The organism is Streptomyces sp. NBC_00075, assembly GCF_045041225.1.
GTDB classification, from domain to species: Bacteria; Actinomycetota; Actinomycetes; order Streptomycetales; family Streptomycetaceae; genus Streptomyces; species Streptomyces adonidis.
Map to the genome: position 1 here is coordinate 10,544,910 of NZ_CP108243.1, position 24,644 is coordinate 10,569,553.

17 protein-coding genes are annotated in these 24,644 nt (G+C 67.4%); 11 read left to right on the plus strand and 6 right to left on the minus strand.

Annotated features, from left to right (window positions below; translation table 11 throughout):
- The first annotated feature begins 20 nt into the window (after nucleotides 1-20).
- From OG787_RS46140 to OG787_RS46190, 11 genes are all read left to right on the plus strand, one after another.
- Nucleotides 21-587 carry a 3-phenylpropionate/cinnamic acid dioxygenase subunit beta gene (locus OG787_RS46140; protein WP_405539464.1) on the plus strand — a complete coding sequence of 189 codons (567 nt, stop codon included), beginning with the start codon at nucleotides 21-23 and terminating at the stop codon, nucleotides 585-587.
- Between the two features lie 24 nt (nucleotides 588-611).
- Complete coding sequence (locus tag OG787_RS46145) at nucleotides 612-1,472, plus strand: alpha/beta fold hydrolase (RefSeq protein WP_405539466.1); 861 nt, start codon at nucleotides 612-614, stop codon at nucleotides 1,470-1,472.
- Between the two features lie 4 nt (nucleotides 1,473-1,476).
- Entirely contained in the window at nucleotides 1,477-2,316 is an 840-nt protein-coding gene (locus OG787_RS46150) for an SDR family NAD(P)-dependent oxidoreductase (RefSeq protein WP_405539467.1), read from the plus strand.
- A gap of 87 nt (nucleotides 2,317-2,403) precedes the next feature.
- Nucleotides 2,404-2,913, plus strand: a complete 510-nt coding sequence (locus tag OG787_RS46155; RefSeq protein ID WP_405539468.1) for a GNAT family N-acetyltransferase — start codon at nucleotides 2,404-2,406, stop codon at nucleotides 2,911-2,913.
- Nucleotides 2,914-3,324: 411 nt separating this feature from the next.
- Entirely contained in the window at nucleotides 3,325-5,265 is a 1,941-nt protein-coding gene (acs, locus tag OG787_RS46160) for an acetate--CoA ligase (protein ID WP_405539469.1), read from the plus strand.
- Nucleotides 5,266-5,293: 28 nt separating this feature from the next.
- Entirely contained in the window at nucleotides 5,294-5,842 is a 549-nt protein-coding gene (locus tag OG787_RS46165) for an adenylate kinase (protein ID WP_405539470.1), read from the plus strand.
- A 498-nt stretch (nucleotides 5,843-6,340) separates the two neighbouring features.
- Complete coding sequence (locus OG787_RS46170) at nucleotides 6,341-8,614, plus strand: ATP-binding protein (protein WP_405539471.1); 2,274 nt, start codon at nucleotides 6,341-6,343, stop codon at nucleotides 8,612-8,614.
- A 414-nt stretch (nucleotides 8,615-9,028) separates the two neighbouring features.
- Nucleotides 9,029-10,843, plus strand: coding sequence for a LamG domain-containing protein (locus OG787_RS46175; RefSeq protein ID WP_405539472.1), 1,815 nt, complete (start codon nucleotides 9,029-9,031; stop codon nucleotides 10,841-10,843).
- A gap of 135 nt (nucleotides 10,844-10,978) precedes the next feature.
- Entirely contained in the window at nucleotides 10,979-12,214 is a 1,236-nt protein-coding gene (locus OG787_RS46180) for an endonuclease/exonuclease/phosphatase family protein (protein WP_405539473.1), read from the plus strand.
- 535 nt (nucleotides 12,215-12,749) lie between these two features.
- A complete protein-coding gene (locus OG787_RS46185; protein WP_405539474.1) occupies nucleotides 12,750-14,072 on the plus strand; it encodes an MFS transporter in 1,323 nt (440 codons plus the stop codon).
- A 24-nt stretch (nucleotides 14,073-14,096) separates the two neighbouring features.
- Nucleotides 14,097-15,929: a tannase/feruloyl esterase family alpha/beta hydrolase gene (locus OG787_RS46190; protein WP_405539475.1), complete on the plus strand. Its 1,833-nt coding sequence runs from the start codon at nucleotides 14,097-14,099 to the stop codon at nucleotides 15,927-15,929.
- Nucleotides 15,930-16,121: 192 nt separating this feature from the next.
- Here the strand turns inward: OG787_RS46190 and OG787_RS46195 are convergent, their stop codons facing one another.
- The 6 genes from OG787_RS46195 to OG787_RS46220 all read right to left on the minus strand — a co-directional run bounded on the left by OG787_RS46195 (nucleotide 16,122) and on the right by OG787_RS46220 (nucleotide 24,364).
- A complete protein-coding gene (locus OG787_RS46195) occupies nucleotides 16,122-17,396 on the minus strand; it encodes an ATP-binding cassette domain-containing protein (protein ID WP_405539476.1) in 1,275 nt (424 codons plus the stop codon).
- Nucleotides 17,377-19,338, minus strand: a complete 1,962-nt coding sequence (locus OG787_RS46200) for a dipeptide/oligopeptide/nickel ABC transporter permease/ATP-binding protein (protein ID WP_405539477.1) — start codon at nucleotides 19,336-19,338, stop codon at nucleotides 17,377-17,379. Before OG787_RS46200 ends, OG787_RS46195 begins: the two co-directional genes overlap by 20 nt.
- Nucleotides 19,335-20,276 carry an ABC transporter permease gene (locus OG787_RS46205; RefSeq protein ID WP_405539478.1) on the minus strand — a complete coding sequence of 314 codons (942 nt, stop codon included), beginning with the start codon at nucleotides 20,274-20,276 and terminating at the stop codon, nucleotides 19,335-19,337. The genes OG787_RS46200 and OG787_RS46205 overlap by 4 nt, the downstream gene beginning before the upstream one ends.
- A gap of 214 nt (nucleotides 20,277-20,490) precedes the next feature.
- Nucleotides 20,491-22,077 (minus strand): ABC transporter substrate-binding protein, encoded by a 1,587-nt coding sequence (locus tag OG787_RS46210; protein ID WP_405539479.1) that lies wholly within the window; start codon nucleotides 22,075-22,077, stop codon nucleotides 20,491-20,493.
- 477 nt (nucleotides 22,078-22,554) lie between these two features.
- Nucleotides 22,555-23,472, minus strand: coding sequence for an alpha/beta hydrolase (locus OG787_RS46215; protein WP_405539481.1), 918 nt, complete (start codon nucleotides 23,470-23,472; stop codon nucleotides 22,555-22,557).
- A gap of 115 nt (nucleotides 23,473-23,587) precedes the next feature.
- Nucleotides 23,588-24,364, minus strand: a complete 777-nt coding sequence (locus tag OG787_RS46220) for an SDR family NAD(P)-dependent oxidoreductase (protein ID WP_405539483.1) — start codon at nucleotides 24,362-24,364, stop codon at nucleotides 23,588-23,590.
- Between the last annotated feature and the right edge of the window lie 280 nt (nucleotides 24,365-24,644).

Genomic DNA, 24,644 nt, shown 5'->3' on the forward strand with positions numbered 1-24,644 from the left:
GCGGCCGGCCAGGAGGAAGCATGACAACGCATTCGCCCCAAGCCGCTCCCGCGGATCCCGCCGCACGACTCGACGACGACCTGCGGCTGCACTTCGAAGTACAGCGGCTGTACACCTACGAAGCACAACTGCTCGACCAGCACCGGTACGCCGACTGGCTGGAACTGCTCGCCGACGACCTGCACTACTGGGCGCCGGTGCGCACCAACCGGCTGCGCCGCCAGCAGTCGCTCGCCGACGGCGCGGCCGGTGAGGTCGCGATCTTCGACGAGACCAGGGCCAGCCTGCAGTGGCGCATCCGCCGCTTCGACTCCGGCATGGCCTGGGCCGAGGACCCGCCGTCCCGCACCCGCCACCTCATCACCAACGTCATGGTGCGCCCCGACGAGGAACGCCCCGGCCACTACGTCGCCGAGTCCGCGTTTCTGTGCTACCGAAACCGCCTGGAACGCGAGGTCGACCTCTACGCGGGCTCCCGTACCGACCTCCTGCGCCGAGACGGCGACGGAAGTCTGCTGATCGCCCGCCGCACGATCCTCCTCGACCAGAACGTCCTGCTCGCCAAGAACATCAGCACCTTCTTCTAGTTCCCCTTCCCCCGAGGACCCACTGTGACCACTGCTGAAGAGCCGAAGCTCGTCGAACACACCGTGCCGACCTCCCTCGGCCCGATCTCCGTCACCGAGGCGGGCGACGGCCCGGCCCTGGTCATGCTGCACGGCGGCGGACCCGGCGCCGACGGGATCGCCAACTACGCGCAGAACCTGCCGGCACTGGCCGCGCACCACCGGGTGATCCTCCCCGACCAGCCCGGCTTCGGCCGCAGCTACCGGCCCACCGAGCAGGACCTCGACGAGCGTTCCATCACCGACATCACCGTCGACGCCCTGCTCCAAGCCCTGGACGCCCTGCACATCGAGCGCTTCCACCTGCTGGGCAACAGCCTCGGCGGCGCCGCCGCCCTCGCCACCGCCCTCGCCGTCCCCGAGCGGGTCGAGAAGCTGGTGCTGATGGCACCCGGCGGCGGCTGGCTGCCGTTCGGGCCGACACCGACCGAGGGCCAGAAGGCGATGTTCCGCTACTACAACGGCGAAGGCCCCACGGTGAAGAAGATGCGGGACTTCGTCCGCGTCATGACCGCCGAACCGAAGCGCTGGGAGAACACCGTCCAGGCCCGGTACGAAGCATCCCTGGAAGCCTCGCACACGGCCTTCTACCACGCCTACAACGCCGCCTTCGCCAAGCGGCACGGCATGGATCCGCTGTGGCAGCGCGTCCACCGCATCAAGGCCCCGACCCTGCTCCTCTGGGGGCGCGACGACCGCACCATCACCCTCGACGGCGCCCAGCTGATGCTCAAGCAGATCCGCGATGTCCAGCTGCACGTCTTCGGCAACTGCGGCCACTGGGTCCAGCTGGAGCGGCAGCCCGAGTTCGAACGCCTGGTCATCGACTTCCTCGAAGAGGCCTGACCCCATGGGCTGGCTGGCGGGCGATGTCGCCCTGATCACCGGCGGCGGCTCCGGCATCGGCCGGGCGGTGGCGCTGCGCTACGTGGCCGAAGGCGCGAGCGTTGCGGTGCTGGGACCCGACGCCGACCAGCTGGCGGAGGTCGTGGCCGCCGCCGGCGAGCACGGCGGCCGCGTCCTGGCGGTGCCCGGCGACGTCCGCTCCACCGACGATCTGCACCGCGCGGTGCAGGCCACCGTCGAGCGTTTCGGCAAGCTCGACATCCTGGTCCCCAACGCCGGGATCTGGGACTACCACCGCAGCGTCACCAAACTCACCGGCACACAGTTGGCGGATGCTTTCGACGAGATCTTCGCCGTCAACGTCAAGGGCTACGTCCTTGCCGTCGAGGCCGCCTGGCGCGAGCTGGTCGTCACCCGCGGCAACATCATCATGACGCTGTCCAACTCCTCCCTGCACACCAACGGAGGCGGTCCTCTCTACACCGCCAGCAAGCACGCCTGCCTCGGCCTGCTCCGCGAATTCGCCTACGAACTCGCCCCCAAGGTCCGCGTCAACGGCGTTGCCCCCGGCGGCATGCGCACCCAGCTGAGGGGCCCCGAGAGCCTCGGCCTCGACGGCAGAACCCTCGCCGCGTCCTTCGCCCGCAACGAGGCATCCGGGGAGCAACAGCCCCCGCTGATCCCGTTGTACGACTCCAGCGTCGAGCCGGAGGACTTCACCGGCCCGTACGTGCTCCTCGCCTCCCGTGTCAACAGCTCCAACGTCACCGGAGCGGTGATCCCGGTGGACGGCGGCATCGCTGTGCGCGGCTTCCAGAGTCCCGCCGGTGGCGCGAACCTCTGAGCACACCTCCCGGCAGACCTCGCCGCCCGGCCCGTACGACACATGCCCCTCGATCTCCCGCGCCGCCCACTCGACCGGAGCCGTCATATGCACCTTCCTCCCGGGACCGTGCCCGGCCCGCCCGCGCCTGCGCCCGAACTCGGCGAGGGCTGGACGTTGCGTGAGATCGGCCCTGCATCTGCCGCCGGCGGCTGTACCCGGGCCTACCTGGCTTGCCTGGCCGGCCTTGGCGGCGAGGCAGTCCTCCGGCTGGAGATCTCCCGGGTGCTGTGCCACCCCCTGCGCGGCTGTTATCCACCGGGCGCTCGTGATCTCGCGCTGGACATCAGGATCGGTGAAGCCGGCCGCTCGGGGCAGCGTCTGGCTCCTGGTTTTCTCCGCACTCTCACGCCCGCCCTCTTTGCCGCGGATCCGCGGTGCCGCCGAGTCGTCGCCGCACCGGCCGTGGCGGACACCGCCGTGCGGCAGGTCTTCGATGCCGCGGGTTTCCGGGAGACCGGCGAGGCCGATCTCCTCGGTCACAGTGTCGTGCTGCTGGTCGCGGAACCGACCAGGATCGTCAGCCAGTCCGTCGCTCTGGACGACATGCCCCATTGATACGGCGCCCGGCCGCCGTAGCCTGCATACATTGATTTGAATAGAACCGATTGAGATTCAGATCACACAACAAAGAGTTCGTGACATAAACTATTCCTGGACCTCTGTTCTTGTGATGTCAATCTCACGCCCCTCTGTGGCAATGTCACGCCCCTTTCCGTGTGGCCCACGCCAGTTGGCGGACATACCTCGTTGATTCCCGCCAACTGCCGGGACATGGCCCGGCATGACGGGCGGCACACTGTGGACGTCCCAAGGGACATGCATGTCCATTCACACAAGCCAACCGTCCGCCGAACTCCGCGTCCGGCTTGAAGGAATCCGCGGCCGTGAACTCAACTGACGCACGCCGCACGGTTGAAGATGCTTCACAGCGATGACAAGCGATGACAGAGGGGAACACCGGTCCAGATGACCAGGACGACCAACGACGGTCTCACCCGAGTGCAGTCGTACCCGCCCCCGGCGGACTTCGTGGCCTCGGCCAACGCCGGCCCCGACCTGTACTCGGCAGCCGAGGAAGACCGTTTGGGCTTCTGGGCCGACCAGGCTGCCCGGCTCCACTGGCACGAGCCCTGGACACAGGTGCTGGACTGGGACGACGCACCGCTGGCGAAGTGGTTCGTCGGTGGAAAGCTCAACGTGGCCTACAACTGCCTAGACCGTCATGTGATCGACGGGTACGGCGACCAGGTCGCCCTCCACTGGGAGGGCGAGCCGGGCGACAGCCGTGACATCACCTACGCCGAGCTGCTCGCCGACGTCAGCCGCGCCGCCAACGCGTTCACGCAGCTGGGGCTGGTCCCCGGTGAGCGGGTCGCGATCTATATGCCGATGGTGCCCGAGGCGATCGTCTCCATGCTCGCCTGCGCCCGGCTCGGGCTCACCCACAGCGTGGTGTTCGCGGGATTCTCCGCCACGGCGCTGCGCTCGCGCATCGACGATGCCCAGGCCCGTCTCGTGGTGACCACCGACGGGCAGTGGCGGCGGGGCAAGGCCGCCGCGCTCAAGGACGCCGTGGACACCGCGGTCGACGGCGCCGCGTCCGTCGAGCACGTACTCGTCGTCAAGCGCACCGCTTCACCGGTCGACTGGACCGAGGGGCGCGACCTCTGGTGGCACGAGACCGTGGCGAAGGCGTCCCCCCAGCACGAGGCCCAGCCGTTCGACGCCGAGCACCCGCTGTTCATCCTCTACACCTCGGGCACTACGGGGAAACCGAAGGGAATTGTCCACACCTCCGGCGGCTATCTCACCCAGACCTCATACAGCCACCACTATGTGTTCGACCACAAGGCCGGAAAGGACGTCTACTGGTGCACAGCCGATATCGGCTGGATAACCGGGCACAGCTATATCGTGTACGGGCCGCTCTCGAACCGCGCCACACAGGTGGTGTACGAGGGAACGCCGGACTCGCCTGACGAGCACCGGCATTGGAATGTGATCGAGAAATACGGGGTGTCCATCTACTACACCGCGCCCACTCTCGTGCGTACGTTCATGAAGTGGGGCCGCCAGATTCCGGACGCCCACGACCTGTCATCGGTGCGCCTGCTCGGGAGCGTCGGTGAGCCCATCAATCCGGAGGCGTGGCGCTGGTTCCGCGAGGTGATCGGCAAGGACACGGCTCCGGTCGTCGACACCTGGTGGCAGACCGAGACCGGCGCGATCATGGTCTCGCCGCTGCCCGGGGTGGCCGCCGCCAAGGCCGGTTCCGCGCAGACGCCGCTGCCCGGTATCTCGGCGAAGGTCGTCGACGACGCCGCGGAGCCACTCGGTCCGGGCGACAGCGGCTATCTCGTACTCGACCAGCCCTGGCCTTCGATGCTGCGGGGCATCTGGGGCGACATGGAGCGCTATCGGGAAACCTACTGGTCCCGGTACGGCGATCGCGGCTGGTACTTCGCCGGTGACGGCGCGCGCCTCGACGAGGACGGCGACCTGTGGATCCTCGGACGGGTCGATGACGTGATGAACGTGTCGGGACACCGTATTTCGACGTCCGAGGTCGAATCGGCGCTGGTCGGCCATCGCGCGGTGGCCGAAGCCGCGGTCGTGGGCGCGGCCGACGAGACCACCGGACAGGCCATCGTTGCGTTCGTGATCCTGCGTGGCGGCGTCGCGAACACCGGTGCCGAACTGATCACAGAGCTCAAGGCCGAGGTGTCCCGGGAGATCAGCCCCATCGCGAGGCCGCGGCAGATCGTGATCGTTCCCGAACTGCCCAAGACCCGCAGCGGCAAGATCATGCGACGCCTGCTGCGTGACGTCGCCGAGGGGCGCGAACTCGGTGACACCTCCACCCTGGTCGACCCCAAGGTGTTCGACGCGCTGCGTACCACGGACTGACAAGAACCGAAACGAAGGACCCCCGCCCGTGCGACTTCTACTCCTCGGCCCTCCCGGCGCCGGCAAGGGAACCCAAGCAGCCCTCCTGTCAAGTAAGTTCGGCGTGCCTCATATCTCGACCGGTGACCTGTTCCGAAACAACATCGCGCGGGAAACACCACTCGGTCTCGCGGCAAAGGAGTATCTCGATGCCGGCGAACTCGTCCCCGTGGAACTGACCGTCGAGATGACCAGGAACCGGCTGCTCGAACCGGACGCCTCCAACGGCTTCCTTCTCGACGGGTTCCCCCGAACGATCGTCCAGGCTGACGCGCTGGCCTCGATCCTCGCGGAGTTGGGCCAGGGTCTGGACGCGGTACTGGAGTTCCGGATCGACGACGACCTGGTGGTACGCCGCATGCTGGACCGGGGGCGGGCCGACGACACCGAGACCGTCATCCGCCATCGCCTCCGGATCTATCACAACGAGACCCGCCCGTTGCTCGACCACTACGCGGACCGGACGGCCTCCGTCGACGCCGTGGGTGACGTGGAAGCGGTCCATCAGCGCACCCTCGTCAGCATCGGCGCATCTTGAGCCGAAGTGGCTTGGTCCTCCGGCTTGTTGGGAAAGCGTGATCGAGGTCGGGGAGACACGTCGGTTGGCACAGGCAGAAAGCGCTTCGAGCGGTCACGTCCACGCCGTGCTGGCGGAAGTGGACGTACCGGTCGGGGCGGAGGACCACGAGAACAGCGACACTGACGCCGATCGCCCGGAGCTACGGCTCCCCGCCTCCCGCAGTGTGCTCGCGCGACGTGCGACAGGCGGTCGGTCCGGCATGGCATGCCGGACCGACCGCGTCGGCTGACGTCGTGACAGGGCCGCAGGGCCACCGTGCCTGTGACCGGGTCAACCTCCGGTCACAGACATGTCCCTGCCGCTCTGCCGCCGTGGTGAGGGACGCCGGATCCAGGCGCCGCGAAGAGGGAGCGCCACGCTGAGAGTAAAGTCCCGTTCGGGCCACTTTGGGAAGGGTTTGGGTACGAAAGGCGACCCGCTGCGACGACAGCCCCGGCGGGTGGAAGGTAAAGGTACGTGACCAGCGTAATCTCGGAAGCGGGGAATCTGCCCGTGGCCCTCACCAGCTTCGTGGGCCGGCAGCGCGACATCGCCGAGGCACGCCGCGTCCTCGGCTCGACGCGGCTGCTGACGCTCACCGGGGTCGGCGGTGTGGGCAAGACACGGCTGGCGCTTGAAGTGGCCGCTCTGTCCAGGAAAGCTTTCCCGGACGGGACATGGCTGGTCGACCTGGCCGTGGTGCGGGACCCGTCGACGGTGGCGAGCGCGGCCGCGACCGCGCTGGGGGTCGCGGACCTGGGCGCCCGGCCCGCCCTCGACCAGCTCGCGAGGCATCTGGCTGGGCGCCGCGCGCTGATCGTGCTGGACAACTGCGAGCACCTGGTGGACGCCTGCGCCCAGCTCTCGCACGCCCTGCTGTCGGGCGCCCCGGAACTGCGGATTCTGGCGACGAGCCGCCATACGCTGGGCATCGCGGGCGAGCACGTCCTCACCGTTCTGCCCCTGTCGGTGCCGGACGAAGCGATCGAGCTCTTGCGGGACCGGGCCACCGCTGTGCGGCCGGAGTTCCGGATCACCGACGGGAACTGGGACGGGGTCTCCCGGCTCTGCACCGCCCTGGACGGGCTGCCGCTGGCGATCGAGCTGGCCGCGTCCCGGCTGCGTACGCTCACCGTGGAACAGGCGGTGGACCGGCTGGAGGACCGTTTCACCCTGCTCACCAGGGGCAGCCGGACCGCGCGGCCGCGACAGCGCACGCTGCGTGCGCTGATCGACTGGAGCTACGAGCTGTGCACGCCGGCCGAGCAGTGGCTGTGGAACCGGCTGTCGGTCTTCGCCGGCGGATTCGGGCTGGACGCGGCCGAGGGCGTCTGCTCGGGTGCGGGTATCGCTCGGCAGGAGGTGCTGGACCTCCTCGACCGGCTGGTCGCCCAGTCCGTCGTCCTGACCACCGAGCACGAGGGCCAGCCGCGCTACCGGTTGCTGGAGACCATCCGCCAGTACGGCAGAGCCCGGCTCGCCGAATCGAGGGAGGAACAACGGCTGCTGCGGCGCCACCGCGCCTTCTTCCTCGCCCTCGCCGAGCGGGTCGCCGACACTTGGTACGGCCCCGGCCAGGAGGAGGCCCTGGCCCGCCTCCGCGCCGAGCACTCCAACCTGCTGGCGGCACTCGACCACGGCGGCAGCCCGCAGGCCACACTTGCGCTGGCCGCCGCGCTGCGCTTCCACTGGTGTGCTGGCGGCTTCCTCGGCGAGGGACGCCGCCGGCTCGCCGGGGCCCTCGCAGCCGCGCCCGAGCCCACCCGGGCCCGCGCCCGGGCACTGTGGGTCGCCGCCTGGGTGGCGCTGCTGCAGGGCGATCACGCGGCGGCCGAGCCATGGCTGGCCGAGGCCGACGAGCTGGGCGAGCGACTGACCGATCCGTTGGTGCTCGCGTACGTGACGGGCTTGCGCGCCGGGCTGGCGGTGTTCCAGGGGCGGATGGACGAGGGAGTGCCCTTGTACGAGCGCGCGATCACCGCCCACACGGCGGCCGAGGGGGCAGCCGGGTCGGTCTTCGTGCTGTTCCAGCTGGCAATCGCCCAGACTCACCTCGGGGACCCGAGTGCGGCGGAGACCGGCAGGCGAGCGTTCGCCGTGGCGGAGGCGCACGGCGAGCGCTGGGGCCGCGCGCACGCGCTGTGGGCGCTGGGCTATGACGCCTGGGTGCGCGGTGACCGCGAGAGCGGTATGGCGCTGATCCGGGCCGGGCTCGGGATCGAGCGGGGCTTCAACGACCACCTCGGGGCGGCGCTGATGCTGGAGCTGCTCGCCTGGATCACCGCCTCCGACGGCGAGTACGAGCGGGCGGCACGGCTGCTGGGTGCGGCGCGTTCCCTGTGGCGGGATCTCGGCACCAGCCTCTCCGCGTTCGGCCCGCTGATGGTCGAATACCACGCGCGGTGCGCGGAGTCGGTCGTAGGAGCCCTGGGCGCGGTGGCGTACGAGCGGGAACTCGCCCACGGAGGCGGCCACGACAGCCCCGGCCGGGCCATCGACTACGCCCTGGGCACCGGCACCGCCACCGACCAGGCTGCCCAGGCCACCGCCCCGAGTTCGCTGACCCGCCGCGAGCGGGAGGTGGCCGCGTTGGTGGCCAAGGGCATGAGCAACCGGCAGATCGCCGCCTCGCTCGTCCTCTCCCCGCGCACGGTCGACGGCCACATCGAGAACATCCGGGCCAAGCTCGGCTTCGGCTCCCGTGCCCAGATTGCGGGCTGGTGGGCGGCGAACGAATCACCCACGCAGTAAAACCCCCGTAAGGACCCCCGTAAAAATACCCATGGGCCGGGGTGTGCCGCGGCCCGCATCCTTTCGGCATGACGCCACACCGAGGCGGACCAGGCCCGCTGCGACGGCCTTTCCGCCCCGGCGTCCCATGGCGCCAGTACAACGGGACCCGGGCAGCCGGGCCCTGTCACAGAAGCATCCGCATCCGACAGCTGTCGAGTCTTCGCCATTCGCTGCGGCGACTGGCCATGAGCGACCGAACCCGGTCCACCTGGTCGCCCGCCATCGGGAACACCCGGTGCCGCAGAGCCTCCCCTGGAATGCCTCGACGGATGCCCTCGGGCAACCTCGCCTCATCCCTCCGGGATACACGTCACCTACGCAGCCCCACAGCCGTCGAATCGGATCTTTGCGTACCGCTCTGGAAGGAAGACCATGCGAAGAATGAACGTGGCCGGGACGGGGCGAGTGGCCGCCCGCGTCATGGCCGCGCTGCATCGTGGCCCAGCCGCCACGGAGGCTCCCCCTCTGGTCCGCACGAGCGCCGCGCTGCGACGGCGGATCTCCGCCGGCGCCGTCGCCGTCCTGTCCCTCGCGCTGGCCGCCGGCGCGCTGACAACCGCCGCGCCGGCCCAGGCCGAGATCACCAGCGGTCTGCTGCTGCGGTACAAGCTCGACGAGACGTCCGGCACGGTCGCGGCCGACTCCTCGGGCAACGGCCGCAACGGAACGGTCAACGGCACCGCCTCATGGGGCGGTGAAGAGGGGCTGGCCTTCAACGGCTCCAACACGTACGTCAAGGTGCCGGACAACATCATGGCCGGGCTCAGTTCGATCAGCGTCGACTTCGACGTGTGGATCGATCCGACCATGGGCAAGCCGTACTTCCTCTACGGGTTCGGCAACTCCAGCGGCACCAGCGGCAACGGCTACCTGTTCTCCACCGGGAACCAGTTCCGCACCGGGATCACGCAGACCACCTTCACCGCCGAGCAGCAGACCCGGCCCGCAACCTCGTACCAGCTGGCACGCGGCATGTGGAAGCACGTCACGTACACCCAGACCGGCAACACCGGCATCCTGTACGAGAACGGGGTGGAGAAGGCCCGCAACACCAACGTGACGATCACCCCGGGCTCGATCGGCGGCGGGACGACGACCGCGGACTACATCGGCCGGTCGCTGTACTCCAACGACCTGTACTTCAAGGGCCGGATGCGGGACTTCCGCGTCTACAACCGGGCCCTGTCCTCCTCCGAGGTACACAGCGTGGCCACCGGAACCGAAGACCAGTGGGAGCAGGTGCAGGCCCTGGCCGCCTACAACGGCGCGCTCGGATCGTTCCACGACCCCGAGGTCGGGCCCGTCGTCATCTTCCCGTCGGACTACACCGGCGACATCAACGACCTGCAGCGCCCACCGGACTGGACCAACGAGTTCGGGCAGGTCCCCACCGACTGGCCCGTCCCCGTCACCGGGTTCAGTCAGCAGTTCACGTTCGACCAGATCACCGATCTCCAGAACGCGGTCAAGGCACAGATACAACCGAACGACGACACCAACTACCGGGTGAGCGCCTACTACGACGTATCGATCGACATGATGGTGGTGAAGACCGACGCCCCGGCATCGGTCACCGATCCCCTGGTCGCCCAGTACCCCGGCAAGATCGTGCTCGAGGGGTACACGCTCGACGACCCGCCACCGGCCGATTGCGCTCCGGAGCAGGCGACCGTGGACAACGTGCTGAACGTTGACGTCGCGCCGGCGGCGGGTGTCAGCGATGCCGCGACGAAACTGGCGTGGCAGCAGGTCCAGGCCCTCGCCGACTACAACTGCGCGCTCGCCGCGTTCGACGACCCCACCATCGGACCGGTCATCATCTTCCCGTCGGACTACGCCGGCGACATCGACGACCTGCAGAAGCCGCCCGGGTGGACCTCCGAGTACGGAGAGGTCCCGGCCGACTGGCCTGTCCCCACCACCGCCAAGAGCCCCCAGTTCACGCTCGCCCAGATCACCGACATCCAGGACGAGGCCATCCGGCAGGTATCGGCCGACGGCGACACCACCGCCTACAGCGTCACGGTCCGCTACGACGCGATGAGCGACCGCGTGGTCGTGGAGACCGACGCCCCGGCATCGGTCACCGATCCGCTGCTCACCGCCTACCCGAACAAGGTCGTGATCAAAGCGGTCACGCCACTCACGCCGGCCTCCACCGACAACACGACGGCCACTGTCCCGTAGCCGACCCCTCGCGCACCCCTTCGCGCCGTCATCGGCGCTGGCCAGAAAGGACAATCGATGAGAATTCCCCTCCCTCGGGCATCCGGTGGGAAACAGCATCGCCGCGGCAGCGGTCGAACAGGGCTGAGATTCCTTGTGCCGCTGTTCGTGGTGACGATGCTGGCGAGCCTGCTCGTCACCCTCGGGGCGCCGCAGCGCGCCTCCGCCGCGGTGACGGACTATCGCCCCGCCACGTACAACATGCAGGGCGGCGACGGCAAGTGGACGGCCGACATCGTTCAGATCATCAACCACGGCTACAACGTGATCGCGCTGCAGGAGGCCGGCCCCAGACCGCCGGGAAGCGCGCGTCTGGAATGGACGAGCCCCTACCTGACGGGCAACGACCAGTGGAACGGGTGGCGTGTACAGGAGTGGCTCTGGCGACCGCAGGGCCAGGCCGCGGACTGGCACATCTACTTCGTGCGTACCGACTTCGGCGGCAACCGGGTGAACCTCGCCATCCTGACCCGCTACGACGCCAACCAGGTACACATCGCCCGGCCCGCCTTCTATGGCAACAACGGGCTTCCGACGTCCCGGCCGGCCTTGGGCATCACCATAGGCAATACGCTCTTCTACACCGTGCACGCGTTGGCGACCGGGGGCAACGACGGCGCACAGCTGGTGCGGAACATCGCCGGTCAAGCGGGAAGCCGCATATGGGCCGCGATGGGCGACTTCAACCGCGACCCCAGCACCCTCCAGATCGAACGCGGTATGCACAAATACGTCACCAACGAACCCACCCAGCAGTCTGGTGGAGAGCTGGACTACATGGTGACCAACCAACGGATCCCTGGCTACGGTGGCGCCGCCATAGGCTACGGCTCCGACCACTACGCCGTCATGTTCGACGTCCTACGGGCCAACGCGGGCGTCTCGCTGTACAACGCCCACGACGGCAACCGCGCCATTGAGGTGGAGGCGCAGAACGCCACCACCTATGGTGCCAGCATCGTGTCCCGCAACAGACGGGCAGGGGCGTGGGGCCACTTCAGGTTCGTCCCTGCAGGCAACAACAACTACACCATCAGGGTGACCCAGAGACCAGCGGGTACGAAAGAACAGTGTCTGGACGCCTGGGACCAAAGGCTTCGCCGATACCCCTGCGACGGCACCGACGGCCAACTCTTCGACATGCAGTACTGGGACGACACGGGCCAGCTCAGGATCAGGTCCGTCAGGCGGAACACCTGTCTCGCGGACGACACCGACAGCGGATGGGGAAGCGAAATCGTGACCACCCAGAGCTGCTCGAAGGGTGAGGGCAGGTTCAACTTCCGGTTCGACCGGGATCCCGACGGCAGCGCGGCTGCTGTGGCCTTCTAGACATCGACGTGCGCCGGTGCGGGCGCGCCCGCACCGGCCATGCACAACTGAACATCAGCCAGGGGGTCCGGGGTCACCCGGGCCCCCTGCCCGCGTTTCGCGCATCCGGCGGCGCGCATCCGGCGCGGTCGGGCGAGCCGCTCCCGAGGGCTGCCGGTGCACGCGCTGAACTCCGCGGTCCCGGTGCGTGACGGCAGCGGACGCGGCCCAAGCAGGCGGGCACACCGCGGAGTCCGGCCTGGCCGCCTACCCGGGGTACTGGTCCGCCGACTTTCCGGGGTGCGACGCGGGCGTCATGACCGCGGACGCGCGACCGGAACCGATGCTTCCGGCCGAGGTTTCTACAGATAGAGGAATTCGCTCCGCGAGACCTCGACACGGGAAGGTCGTGATGCCGGTTGCATCGGCCAATACTGCGTCAGGTCCGGCGACTGAGCCACGTCGGCCACAGCCAACAGGCGGAACGGACACCAGAGTTCGGTACTACAAGGGGTTTCGGAGTCAGTTCACGGCATTCGGCCACAAAGGAGTAGCCATGGGTACTGCCACCACATCAGCCTTATCCACCGGGTCCACCGTGTCGAGGACGCGCATCGCCGTTGCCAGCTTCATCGGTACGGCGATCGAGTTCTACGACTTCTACCTCTACGGTACAGCGGCCGCGCTCGTGTTCGGCCAGCTGTTCTTCCCGACGTTCTCCGCGCTGGCGGGCACCCTCGCTTCGCTGGCCACGTTCGGTGTCGGCTTCGTCGCCCGGCCGATCGGTGCCGTGGTGTTCGGACACTTCGGCGACCGGATCGGCCGTAAGGCCATGCTCGTGGTGTCGTTGCTGACCATGGGCACCGGGACAGTGGCGATCGGCTTGCTGCCGACCTACGATTCGATCGGCGTTGCCGCGCCCGTGCTGCTCGTGATGTGCCGGTTCCTGCAAGGCTTCGGCCTGGGGGGCGAGTGGGGCGGTGCGGTCCTGCTGGCCACCGAGTACGCGCCCCGGGACCAGCGGGGCCTGTGGTCGAGCTTCCCGCAGGTCGGCCCTGCGGTCGGGTTCCTCATCGCCGGGGGAGCGTTCCTGCTCCTCGACGGCCTGCTGCCGGACAGCTCCTTCTCGTCCTGGGGCTGGCGGATTCCGTTTCTCGCCAGCTCGATCCTGGTCGTGGTCGGCTACTACATCCGGATGAAGATCGCCGAAACCCCGGTGTTCGAGAAGGCCATGAACGAGCAGGAGAAGGCCCGGGTGCCCATTGTCGAGGTGGTCAAGCGCCAGCCGCGGACCCTCCTCCTGGCCACTGGCGCGTTCATCCTCGCGCACACCCTCTTCTATACGATCACCACGTTCTCGCTGTCGTACGGCACCGGAGAGCTGGACCTGAGCAGGACCATGCTGCTGCTCTGCACCATGGTCGCCGTGCTGGTGATGGGACTGGTCACGCCGCTGCTGGCCATGTACTCCGACCGGATCGGCCGTCGGCGGGTCTGCCTCGGCGGCGCCATCCTCGCGATCGTCTGGGCATTTCCGCTGTTCGCTCTGATCAACACCGGCCGGCCGGTGTTGATCACGCTCGGCATGTCGGTCGGCATGATCGCCTTCGCGGCCCTGTTCGCCCCGATGGGAGCGTTCCTCCCAGAGCTGTTCGCGACCCGTTACCGCTATACCGGCGCCTCGGTCGCCTACAACGCCAGCAGCATCATCGGCGGCGGCGTCAGCCCTCTCCTGGCTACCCAGTTCATCGCCTCGACCGGCTCCTCACTCCCGGTCTCCGGCTATGTGGCGTTGATCGCGCTGATCTGTGCCGTCTGCGTCTGGTTCCTGCGGGAGACCCACACCGCGGACCTGACCACCGAACCCGCTGCCCGCTGACCAGCCGTACTCAGGGAGACAGGTATGAGGTCGATTCGACGAACCGCAACGGCCCTCGCGCTCGCCCTTGTCGGCATGGCCGCTCTCGGCGGGCCCGTTGCCGCGCGTGCGGACGGCGCCGACCGGACCGGGAGCGCGCGGTGCAGCGACCACGGCCCGCACAGTATCGGGGACGCCTTTCGGTCCGACCCCAACACCAAGATCGTCAAAGTGAAGGCCTTCTACAAGGGTGACTACCTGGCGCTGCCGGGGACACCCCTCAACCCGCTGCCGTCCGTCGCGAACAATGACGTATGTCTGGTGAAACTCCTCGTGGGGCCCGGCAATCCCGGTCCCGCGGACGCTCCGTCCACGTCCGAGGGCATCGGCATGGAAATCTGGCTTCCCCAGCACAGGCAATGGAACGACCGTTCCCTCGCACTGGCGGCCGGCGGCTGGATGGGCGACCGGAACGTCGCGTCCCCGGACGGCCTGGCGTCGGCCATCGGTGGCCGTGACAACGGGCAGTGGGCCGCTGACGACGGGTACGTCGTGGCGCTGAGCGACGGCGGCCGTCGGACCCGCGCGGACAGCGTGTACGGCGGACGCGGCGAGGGCATGTTCAGTCCCGACGGCAGCATCAACGCGACCGGCTGGCGAGACCTCTCCTACCGCAGCACCCATCAACTGGCGCTCAAGACAAAGGTCCTGACGTCGTACTACTACGGCCGTTCCGCCGCCCACTCCTACCTCGTCGGCGGATCGAGCGGCGGCCGCGCCGCCTACCAGTCGGCGCAGATGTATCCCGGCGACTTCGACGGCATCCTGGCCTGGGCGCCCTCGATCCAGCAGACCCAGCTGCTGCCCTCCGACATGTACGGCCAGGTCGTGGTCCAGCGTGATCTCGGCGGCAGGCCCATCGCCATGTCGAAGCTCAACGCCGTGTCACGAGCCGCGGTCAACGCCTGCGACACGACAGTGACAGGCCGCCACGACGGCTACATCACCGACTTCGCAGACTGCCGGTACAACCCGGTCAAGGACCCCGCGGTGCTCTGCGTCTCCGACGGCGGTACGAACACCACTCCGAACTGCGTCTCGCCCCTCCAGGCGCGTGCCATCACCAAGATGTGGTACGGGGCGACTCCCGACGGCTCGGTGCCGTCGCCGGAAGTCGACAACGGCTTCAACATCAGGCGTCCGGCCGGCCAGATCTGGTGGGGCCGCACGCCGGGTACGTCAATGATCGCCGTCGCCGGATCCGTCAACGGTGTGCCCGTGCCGTTCGAGATCGTCGCGGACCAGATCGCGCTGAACCTTCAGGACCCCTCCTACGCGACATCGTCGTTCCAGACTCCGGCAGGCAACGGACAGGACCGCTGGAAGTCCCTGTCCTACGCGGAATTCGCCGCCATGATGCACCGCGGCAAGGTGCTGAACCCGGCCTTCGCGAACATCGATTCCGACAACCCCGACCTCACGAAGTTCCATGCTCTGGGGAAGAAAATGATCACCTTCCACGGACTTGCGGACCAGACCGTCTCACCCCAGAGCGCCATCAGCTACTACACCCGTTCGGCCAAGGCCATGGGCGGACTCACCGCCGAGCAGAGGTTCCACCGTCTGTTCCTCGTACCCGGTATGGGCCACTGCGCAGGCACCTGCGCCGGTACGGCGGGTGGGTCCAACCCGCCGATGGCAAGCCTGACGAAGATGCTCGGCGCCGTCATCTCGTGGGTCGAGCAGGGCAAGGCACCATCGTCCGTCGAGGGAACCACCCTCGACGGGACGGCGAGCCGGCCGCTCTGCATGTACCCGAGGCAGGCCACATACCGCGGCGGCGACGTCAACGCGGCGGCCAGCTACAGGTGCTCCTAGGCTCGGGCCTTCCCGGGCGTGCTCGGCCATGCCCTGATAAGACAGAGCCCGGAGCAGACAACGCCCTGATCAACTAACTGGAGAGTGCTGCTGACCTGCAACGATGTGGCTTTTTCAGGGTCCTGTCAGCTGCGCGGGCAGAAGCACTCTCCAGGTGCGGGTGCGAACGGATCATCCGGAAGGCCCCCGCGTTCAGCTGACAGGTGCAAGGGCCTTGGCGAGCCACTGGAAGTGTTCGTCGACCGCACGCAGCGCCTTGGCGGCATCCCCTTCGGCCACCGCGTCGTAGACATTCCGGTGCAGTTGACGAACATACTCACGATCGTGGGAGACCGATGAATCACCCGGCCCCCCTTGGACGGTGCGCGCAAGCAGCACTTCCAGCGCATCGGGCAGGACGGCGGGTGCCGCGGAACTCGACGCGGCGAACAGCGCCTGGTGGAAGGCGATGTCGGCGTCATGGAACTCCTGCGGGTCGTCCGTGCCCTCCATGCGTTCAACGGCCTCGGCGAGAAGGGCGATCGGCGCCGTCGCACCGTTCATGGCCGCCTCGTAAGCGGCCTTGCGCTCCAGCTGCGTCCGCCACGAGATCAGCGAGGACAGCGAGGCCTCGTCCTCACCAGGTGACTGCGTGCGGGTGAGGCTGGACAGTGCTCGCCGAGCTTCGCGCCGGATGCCCTGAACCTCGGGGTCGGGCAGCGGTGAGGCCGACAGCAGTGCCTGTGTGTACGCCTGCTGAGGAGTGTCGATGACCTGCTTGTTGGTGCCCTGTTCGACGAGGATTCCCTGGTGCAGCACGGCGACCCTGTTGCTCACATGGCGCACGACGGACAGGTCGTGGGTGATGAACAGGTAGGCCACGCCGAGGTCGCGTTGCAGTTCGGCGAGCAGATTCAGGACCTGGGCCTGAACCGAGAGGTCCAGCGCCGACACCGACTCGTCGCAGACGACGAGCCGTGGCAGCGGCAGCAGAGCACGGGCGATGGCGATCCGCTGACGCTGGCCCCCGGAGAACTGCGCGGGGTAGCGGCTCATGGCGCTGCGGTCGAGACCCACTCGCTCCAGCATGTTGCCGACCCGCTCGCGAATGTCGTTCTTGTCCAGGCCGGCCTGCGTGGTCAGCGTTTCGCTGACGGTCTGGCCGACTGTCCGGTGCGGATTGAACGAGCTGTACGGATCCTGGAAGACCGCTTCGATCTCCTGGCTCAGCTGCCGTCGTTCGGTCCGGTGCAGGTGAGTGATATTGCGGCCGTCGAACGTGATGGTCCCGCTGGTGATCGGGACCAGACCGAGTACCGCGTTGCCGATGGTGCTCTTGCCCGATCCCGATTCACCGACCAGGCCGAGCGTCTCGCCGGCGGAGATGGTCAGGTCGACGCCGTCCACTGCGACTTTGGGGGTGCCCCGGCGTCGTCGACTCTGATACGTGACGGTCAAGCCGCGGATTTCAAGCAACGGCTGGGGCATCCCGGTCCTCCTTCGCGAGGAGCAGATCTGTGTGCAGGCAGCGGCTGCGCGTGCCCGGCAGGGGGGAGTGCATGGGTATGGGTGCGTCCGTGCAGTCGGGCTGGGCGAATGCACACCGGGGGGCGAACCGGCAGCCCTCCGGCCAGGAGCCCGGCGGTGGCACGGAGCCGCTGATGACCGGGAGGGACGTGCCGGGTTCCAGGTTTGCCGGTGTCGAACGCAGCAGGGCCTCGGAATACGGGTGAGCCGCGCTGTGGAAGAGTGAGCTCAGGTCGGCTTCTTCGACGGTCTGCCCGGCGTACATGACGATGGCACGGTCGCAGGCATCGGCCAGGACACCCCAGTCGTGGGTGACCAGTATCAGGGCCATGCCGGTCTGCTCACGCAGGTCGCGGAGCAGGTCCAGGATCTCCGCCTGGACGGTGACGTCCAGGGCCGTGGTCGGTTCGTCGGCGATCAGCAGCTTCGGACGACCGGCCAGTGCGCGGGCGATCGCGACGCGTTGCGCCATCCCGCCGGACAGCTCGTGCGGGTATTTCCCCGCCACCTCGGCGGGGTTGGGGAGGCGGACGGTGGTCAGCAGTTCCAGCGCGATGGCGCGCGCGGCCTTCCGGCCCACCTTGCGGTGAACCCGCACCGCCTCGGCGATCTGGGCCCCTGCGGTGAACACGGGGTCGAGACTGGAGACAGGTTCCTGCGAGATATAGGCGATGCCCTTGCCCCGGATCCTTGTCATCTCGGCCTCCGACAGACCGAGCAGGTCGGTGCCGTCGAACCGGCAGCTGTCCGCCGTGAGCCGCGCACCGGGCGGGAGTACGCGCAGGAGTCCGGTGACCGTCATCGACTTGCCGCAGCCCGACTCGCCGACGATGCCGACCGCTTCGCCGGCCGCGACCTCGAAGCTGACGTCGTCGACGACCGTGGTCTCGCCCTGGTCCCCCTGGAGCCGCACGCTCATACCCTCGACGCTGAGCAGGGCTCCCGGCCCGGGCGCCTTGGCGGCCGGGACACCGGTAGCGGTCACCTTCGTGGCCAGGGTGCGCCAGCTGAGGCTCAGCTTGGTGCCGGTGCTCCGCCCCGAGTAGGCGTCACCCACCATCGAGCCGAGCAGGGCCGTCGCCAGGGACATCACGACGAGGATGCCGCCCGTGGGCACCAGCAGCCAAGGGTGCCGGTTGATCGCCTGCTGAGCGTCGGCGATCATGTTGCCCCAAGTCGGTGTCGGGGGCACGACCCCCAGACCGAGGAAACCGAGGGAAGCCTCCACGAGCAGGGCGATTCCCGCGACGAGGGAGACCTGGGTGAGGATCGGGCCGGTCACCGCGGGCCGAATGTGCCGCCACTGGATCTGCCTCGTGGACAGCCCCGCCACACGCGCGGCGGCCACGTACGGTTCGGCCCGCACCGCGAGACTCGCGCCCCGCACCACTCTGGTCAGCGCGGTGGAGAACAACGCCCCGAAGGTGACCATGGCCGCGGTCTCGTTGTGCCCGAAGATCGACAGGATGACCAGCAGCATGATGAGCGCGGGTATCGACTGGAGGAGGTCGCACAGGCGCATGATGAGGGAGTCTGCCAGGCCGCCGAGAGTTCCGGCCGTGATGCCGAGCCCGAGTCCGAGGACGAGGAACACGGTGACCGCCTCGAGTGCGCCGAGCAGGGTCACCCGGCCTCCGTACAGCAGGCGGCTCAGCTCGTCGCGTCCCAGTGCGTCGGTGCCGAGCCAGTGGCTTCGGCTCGGGCCGCTGAGGAGATCGTTGAGATCCTGCGTCTGCGGACCGTAGGGAGCGATCCAGCTCGCGAAGACGCACGCCAGCACGATCAGGACGACGATGGCCAGGCACGCGACGGCGAGCGGCTGGCGCAGGAGTTGTCGGAGGAAGTGGGACTGTTCGACCTTCGGCGGGCTACTGGTCGCGGTACCAGGAGTCACCGTCGTCATGACATCACCACCTTCGGGTTCAGATAAGCGAGCGCGACGTCGTTGAGCGCGAAGACGACGATCACTATGAGGGTGTAGAGGACCACGAGGCCCTGGACCACGGGCAGGTCGTGCTGGTTGGTGGCGCTGGTCGCGAGGGACCCCAGGCCGGCCATGCCGAAGACCTGCTCCATCAGGACCGTGCCGCCCAGCAGACCGACGAACAGCATGCTGACGATGGTCATGACCAGTCCGCCCGCGTTCCTCAGGACGTGCTTGAAGAGAACGCTTCGGGCGGGAATTCCGTTGGCGCGCAGACTGCGGACGAAGTCGCTGCGCAGAGCGGCAAGCATGGCGCTGCGGGTGTTCATGGCGATCGTGGCGATGGCTACCGCCGCTATGCAGAAGACCGGCATGACCAGAGACGAAATCCATGCCGAAGGAGAGTTCCCGAAAGGAACGTATCCCGAGGCCGGGAACAGTCTGAACTGCACCGCGAAGACAGCGATCATCACCGTCCCCAGCCAGAAGTTGGGGATGCTGAGCATCAGCACGGAAACGCTGTCCGTGATACGCGCGACGACGCCCCCGAAAATGGCCCCGACGGCACCTGCGGCGACACCGATGACGATGGAGATGACCAGCGCCAATACCGTCAGGGACAGCGTCACGGGAAGTCGGTCGGAGATGAGGGAGGTCACCGACTGGCCGCTGAACGTGGATGAGCCGAGATCTCCGCGGAAGGCCGCCGACAACCAGTCCCAATAGCGTTGCAAGAGGGGCTGGTCGAGTCCCAGTTGATGGTTCAGCTTGGCCACGGCCTGGGGGGTGGCGCCTTCGCCGAGCATCGACTCCGCGACGTTTCCGGGGGCGAACGAACCGAGCACGAAGCTCAGCACGGAGACCACCAGGAGCAGCGGGACAGCCGACAGCAGTCTGCGGCTCACTACACGGAGCACGGGCGATCACCACCTGCGAGATGAACGACTGCAGGGCGCGGTTCACCCGCCGTCGGCATATGTGTGGCCGGGAAGTCGGCCGGTTCAGAAGTCATGTCGTACCTCGATCGCTCGGTGCGTAACGGCTGGGCGGCCGGGTTCGGCGCATGGTGGGAGCCCAGGGTCGGCCGGCTGTCAGGTGCCGACCCGGCACGCGCCTCAGCCCCGCCGAAGGTCAGCTCGCGGGCTTCCAGGACAAGTAGTCGAAGCCGCCGATGATCGCTGTCTTCCCCATCCCGGCCACGCCCTTGGAGAACAGATACGCAGGCGCGTGCGCCACGGGTACGAACCACGCCTTTTCGGTCACCACGCGGTTGAGTTCCTGGGAGAGGGGAGTGATCTGGTCCTGCGGCGCCGCGGCCAACGCCTCATAGGCTTTGGTGATGTCCGGGTCCGTGGCCTTGAAGGGGTCCCAGGCGGTGTTGTACGGGGGTGCCAGCAGGCGTGCCGCATCGAAATACGTGTCACCGAGCAGGGCGACTGCCGTGCTGCCCGCGGGATACGTCTTGGCGGCCACCTTGGTCAGGAACGTGCCGTTGGTGATCGTGTCCACAGTGACCTTGACGCCGATCTCGGCCCACTGCTGAACGATTGCCTGGGTGAAGTTTGCGACGGTGTTGTCCGTCCCGATGGTCATCCGGAAACCGTTCGGATAACCCGCCGCTGCCAGCAGACTCTTCGCCTTGGCAGGGTTGTAGCTGTACTTGTTGTCCAGCGAGGGGTCATAACCCGTGACTCCCGCCGGGACGAACTGGTCGAACGGCTCATAGGTCGTCCCCAGGACCTTCGCCAGCGCGGGCCGGTCCACGGCGTAGTTGAGAGCCTGTCGCACGCGCTGGTCCTTGAGGGCCGGCGCCAGCTTCCCGTCGCGGTCCCACAGCATGAGTCCGGTGCCGAGCTGGAGGCCCTCGGTGATCTTCAGGCCGCCGGCCTTGGCCGCGCCGAGCAGCGTCCCGTCGGTGGTGCTCGCCACCTGGATCTGGCCGGTCTTGACCGCCTGCAGAGCGGTGTTCGCGTTCGGGATCACCTTGATGACGATCCTCGACCAGTGCTGCTGAGACGTGTCGTAGTAGTTCGGGTTCTTCACCAGGGTGTAGTGGTCGCCCGCGACCGTCGCGGAGGCATCGAGCTTGTAGGCGCCGGCGCCGAACGTCTGGGTGCCCATCTTCGCGGGGGCTGCGAGACCGGCCTTGCTGATGATCAAGCCGTTGTTGCATTCGCCGTCATTGGCCAGCAGTGTGGTCATCCCGTTGAACGGCTTCTGCATCGTGATACGGACAGTCGATTCGTCGGGCGCCTCGATCGAGGTGAACGGCTTGAGGTAGCCCTGGTTGATGCCCGGGTGTGTCTTGTTGTACGTGAGTGTCTGGACTACGTTCGCGGCGGTGAGCGGAGTTCCGTCCGCGAACTTCACTTTCGGACGGATCTTCATGGTGAACACGGTGTTGTTCTTCGAGTACTGCCACGAGGTGGCGAGCCCCGGCCCGTAGCTCCCGTCCGGCTTGATGCTGATCAGCGAGGCATAGGTGAGGGAGAACAGCGGAGAGCTGCAGTTGGTGGCCAGCGCGAGACCTGTCGGCGCGTTGGCGATCGACATCGTCAGCGTGCTGCTCGTCCCTCCTCCGCTCGCATTCTGCTGCGTCCCGGCGGTACATGCCGATGCCGTCGCGATTGCCGTCAGAACACATGCACCGGCCGTTCCCATTGCGCGGAGGCGCTTAGTCGTTCTTGGTGGGCAGCTTATTGGCGTGACGTCCATCATTGCGGGGTCCTCATTCATGAGAGAGCCGGTGGAATCGTCTGGCGTCGGTGGCCTGAGCGGTCGAACCTCGCCGGTTGAAGCGGAGCGGTCGGCGTCGCCTCGCCGGTGCTTCCGATGGCCATCACGGTAATACCGCTGCAAGTGAGTGGCAATACCTATGACGCTCACGTGATCGGCTTGTTTCGGGTGTGTTCCAAGGTCAGGCGGGCGACTCGGTTGCCTTGGAATTGATCGATCACCTTGTGTGGCGGAGCGGCCGGGTAACCGTCGGGGGCCCGTGTCCGCCGGCGAACACGGGGATTTCTGATGCTCAATCAATTATTCTGCTGAATAAGGGAGTTGGGATGCAGGGCGGATGTATTGGATCCCTGTCGGACGCCGGGAATGTTTCAGGGCCCGGAGCGGGACTCCGGGCCCTGGAGACCTGTCGGCCTGTGGAGGGGCTATGGATTGTGCGGCGCTGGTCGTGCTGGTTCGTTACGCCGTGATGTTCTTGTGGTCTTTCCAGATCCAGCGCATGGTGGCAGGGAAGATTTGTCCGCCGTGCATGAGTGTGTGGCCGCCTTCGCCGACGATGTACTGGAAGTCGTATTCGCTGTAGCGGAGGGCGGCGGCCATCTGGTCGTTGGCCAGTGGGATGTTGCCGAGGGCGATGTCCAGGTCTTTCTTGCCGGTCTGAAGGAATACCTTGATCGGGCGGCGGCTGTGGCGGCGGATCCATGTGGGGTAGTTGTGTGCGCCGTGGATGTCGATGAAGCTGCCGCAGTGGCTGACGACCTTGCGGAACTGGTCGGGCCTGAACCAGGCCGCGGTGAAAGCGCAGACGGCGCCGGAGGAGATCCCGCAGATTGCCCGTCCGTCCGGGTCGGCGGTGATGATGTAGGTCTTGCGCAGCTCGGGCAACAGTTCGTCGACGAGTAGGCTCGCGTACTCCCCGTTGGTCGTGTCGTACTCGACCTGCCTGTTCCCGGTTCCTCCGTAGACCGGAGTCCCTGGACCCGGACTGCCCGGGCTGACGAACAGCCCGATCGTGACCGGCATCTCACCTGAGTGGATGAGATTGTCGAACACGGTAGGGATGTTGGCCTCGGGCCCCATGTACATATCGCCGTCCTGGAACACCATCAGGCAGGCGGGCTCGTCCGGTGTGTACTGGGCCGGCACATAGACCCAGTAGTCACGGGACGTCAGCGGATAGACCTTGCTGCCCGTCCATTCATGCTGGGTGACAGTGCCGGTCGGGACACCCGGCTTCGGGAGCGAATCCGCCCCAAGCGTGTACGGCTCGTCTCCGCTCATGCTGTACGCGTAAACGGCGCGATCCTTCACCGGCAGCCCCGGCCATCCGGCGAACGGATCCTTGGTCTCTTCTGCTTCGCTCAGTTCCTCTGCCATGGGGTCCCGCCCTTCTTCTCCGAAGTCGGCGTGCGGACAACCTCGGGTTTCTTGGGTGCGGACCAGCGCTGCTGGTCTGCTCTTCTATGTCGGCGCACTCATCCTCGGCGTCGACTCAGGCCCGGGTGAGGCCTCCGTCGACAGCGATGACCGCGCCGCTTACGTAGGTTGAATCGTCACTGGCCAGCCATGCCACGGCGGAGGCGATCTCGGCCGGATCCGCGGCGCGTCCGAGAGGTATGTCGAGATCGTCGTAGGTCGACTGGCCTTCGGTCATATTGGTCCATACCAGGCCGGGGGAGACCACGTTGCTGGTGATACCGAGCGGCCCGACTTCGCGAGCGATCCAGCGGGTCAGGTTGACGACACCGGCCTTGGATGACGCGTATCCGGCTCCGGATCGTCCGCCCGAGCCACTTCCCAGAGCTCCGATGCCGCCGAGCAGGGCGGATGCCGAGGCGATGTTGATCAGTCGTCCATGGCCGGCTGCCCTCATGTGGGGGTATACCGCCGCTTGGCAGGTGAGGAAGGTGCCGAGCAGATTGATGCGCACATCGGCCATGAACTCGTCTGCGGACGTGGCGGCGAAGGACGACCGGTGCGCCACTCCGGCGGCATTGACCAAGATGTCGATTCCGCCGAGTTCGCGGGCGATGTCGGCCATCGCGTCGGCGACGGAGCCTGGATCCGTCACGTCCAGTTGTGCGGACTTCGCCAGCTTTAGTTCGCGGCATAGATCGTGGACGGACTCCGACCTGTCGACCAGGGCGACAGCGTGTCCGTCACGGCTCAGTCGCTCTGCCGTCGCTCGCCCCAGGCCGCCGGCGCCGCCCGTGACCACCGCAACGCGATGGCTGGATCGACGGGATGACTTGGGGCTGGTCGCTGCCATGTATGGGGGCTCCTTGAATTGGTGGGAGGTGACCCGTATGTCGCTGGACCTTCGGTGGAGCGGCGTATCGGCTGGAATGTCACACGAGCGCCCAGCGGGACTTTCGCATCGTGAACACGTCGGGTGCGGATCGCCGCAGATGCGGTCCTTGGGGTGAGCCGCTATGAGCTCCTGGACGGATCGCCTGGTGCCGGAAACCGGTGGCTGCGCCGGAGGCCCAAATCGGTACGTCCATTTATGAGCTTGGTAGCACCATTAGGCCCTGTCAAGAGGTCGGCGT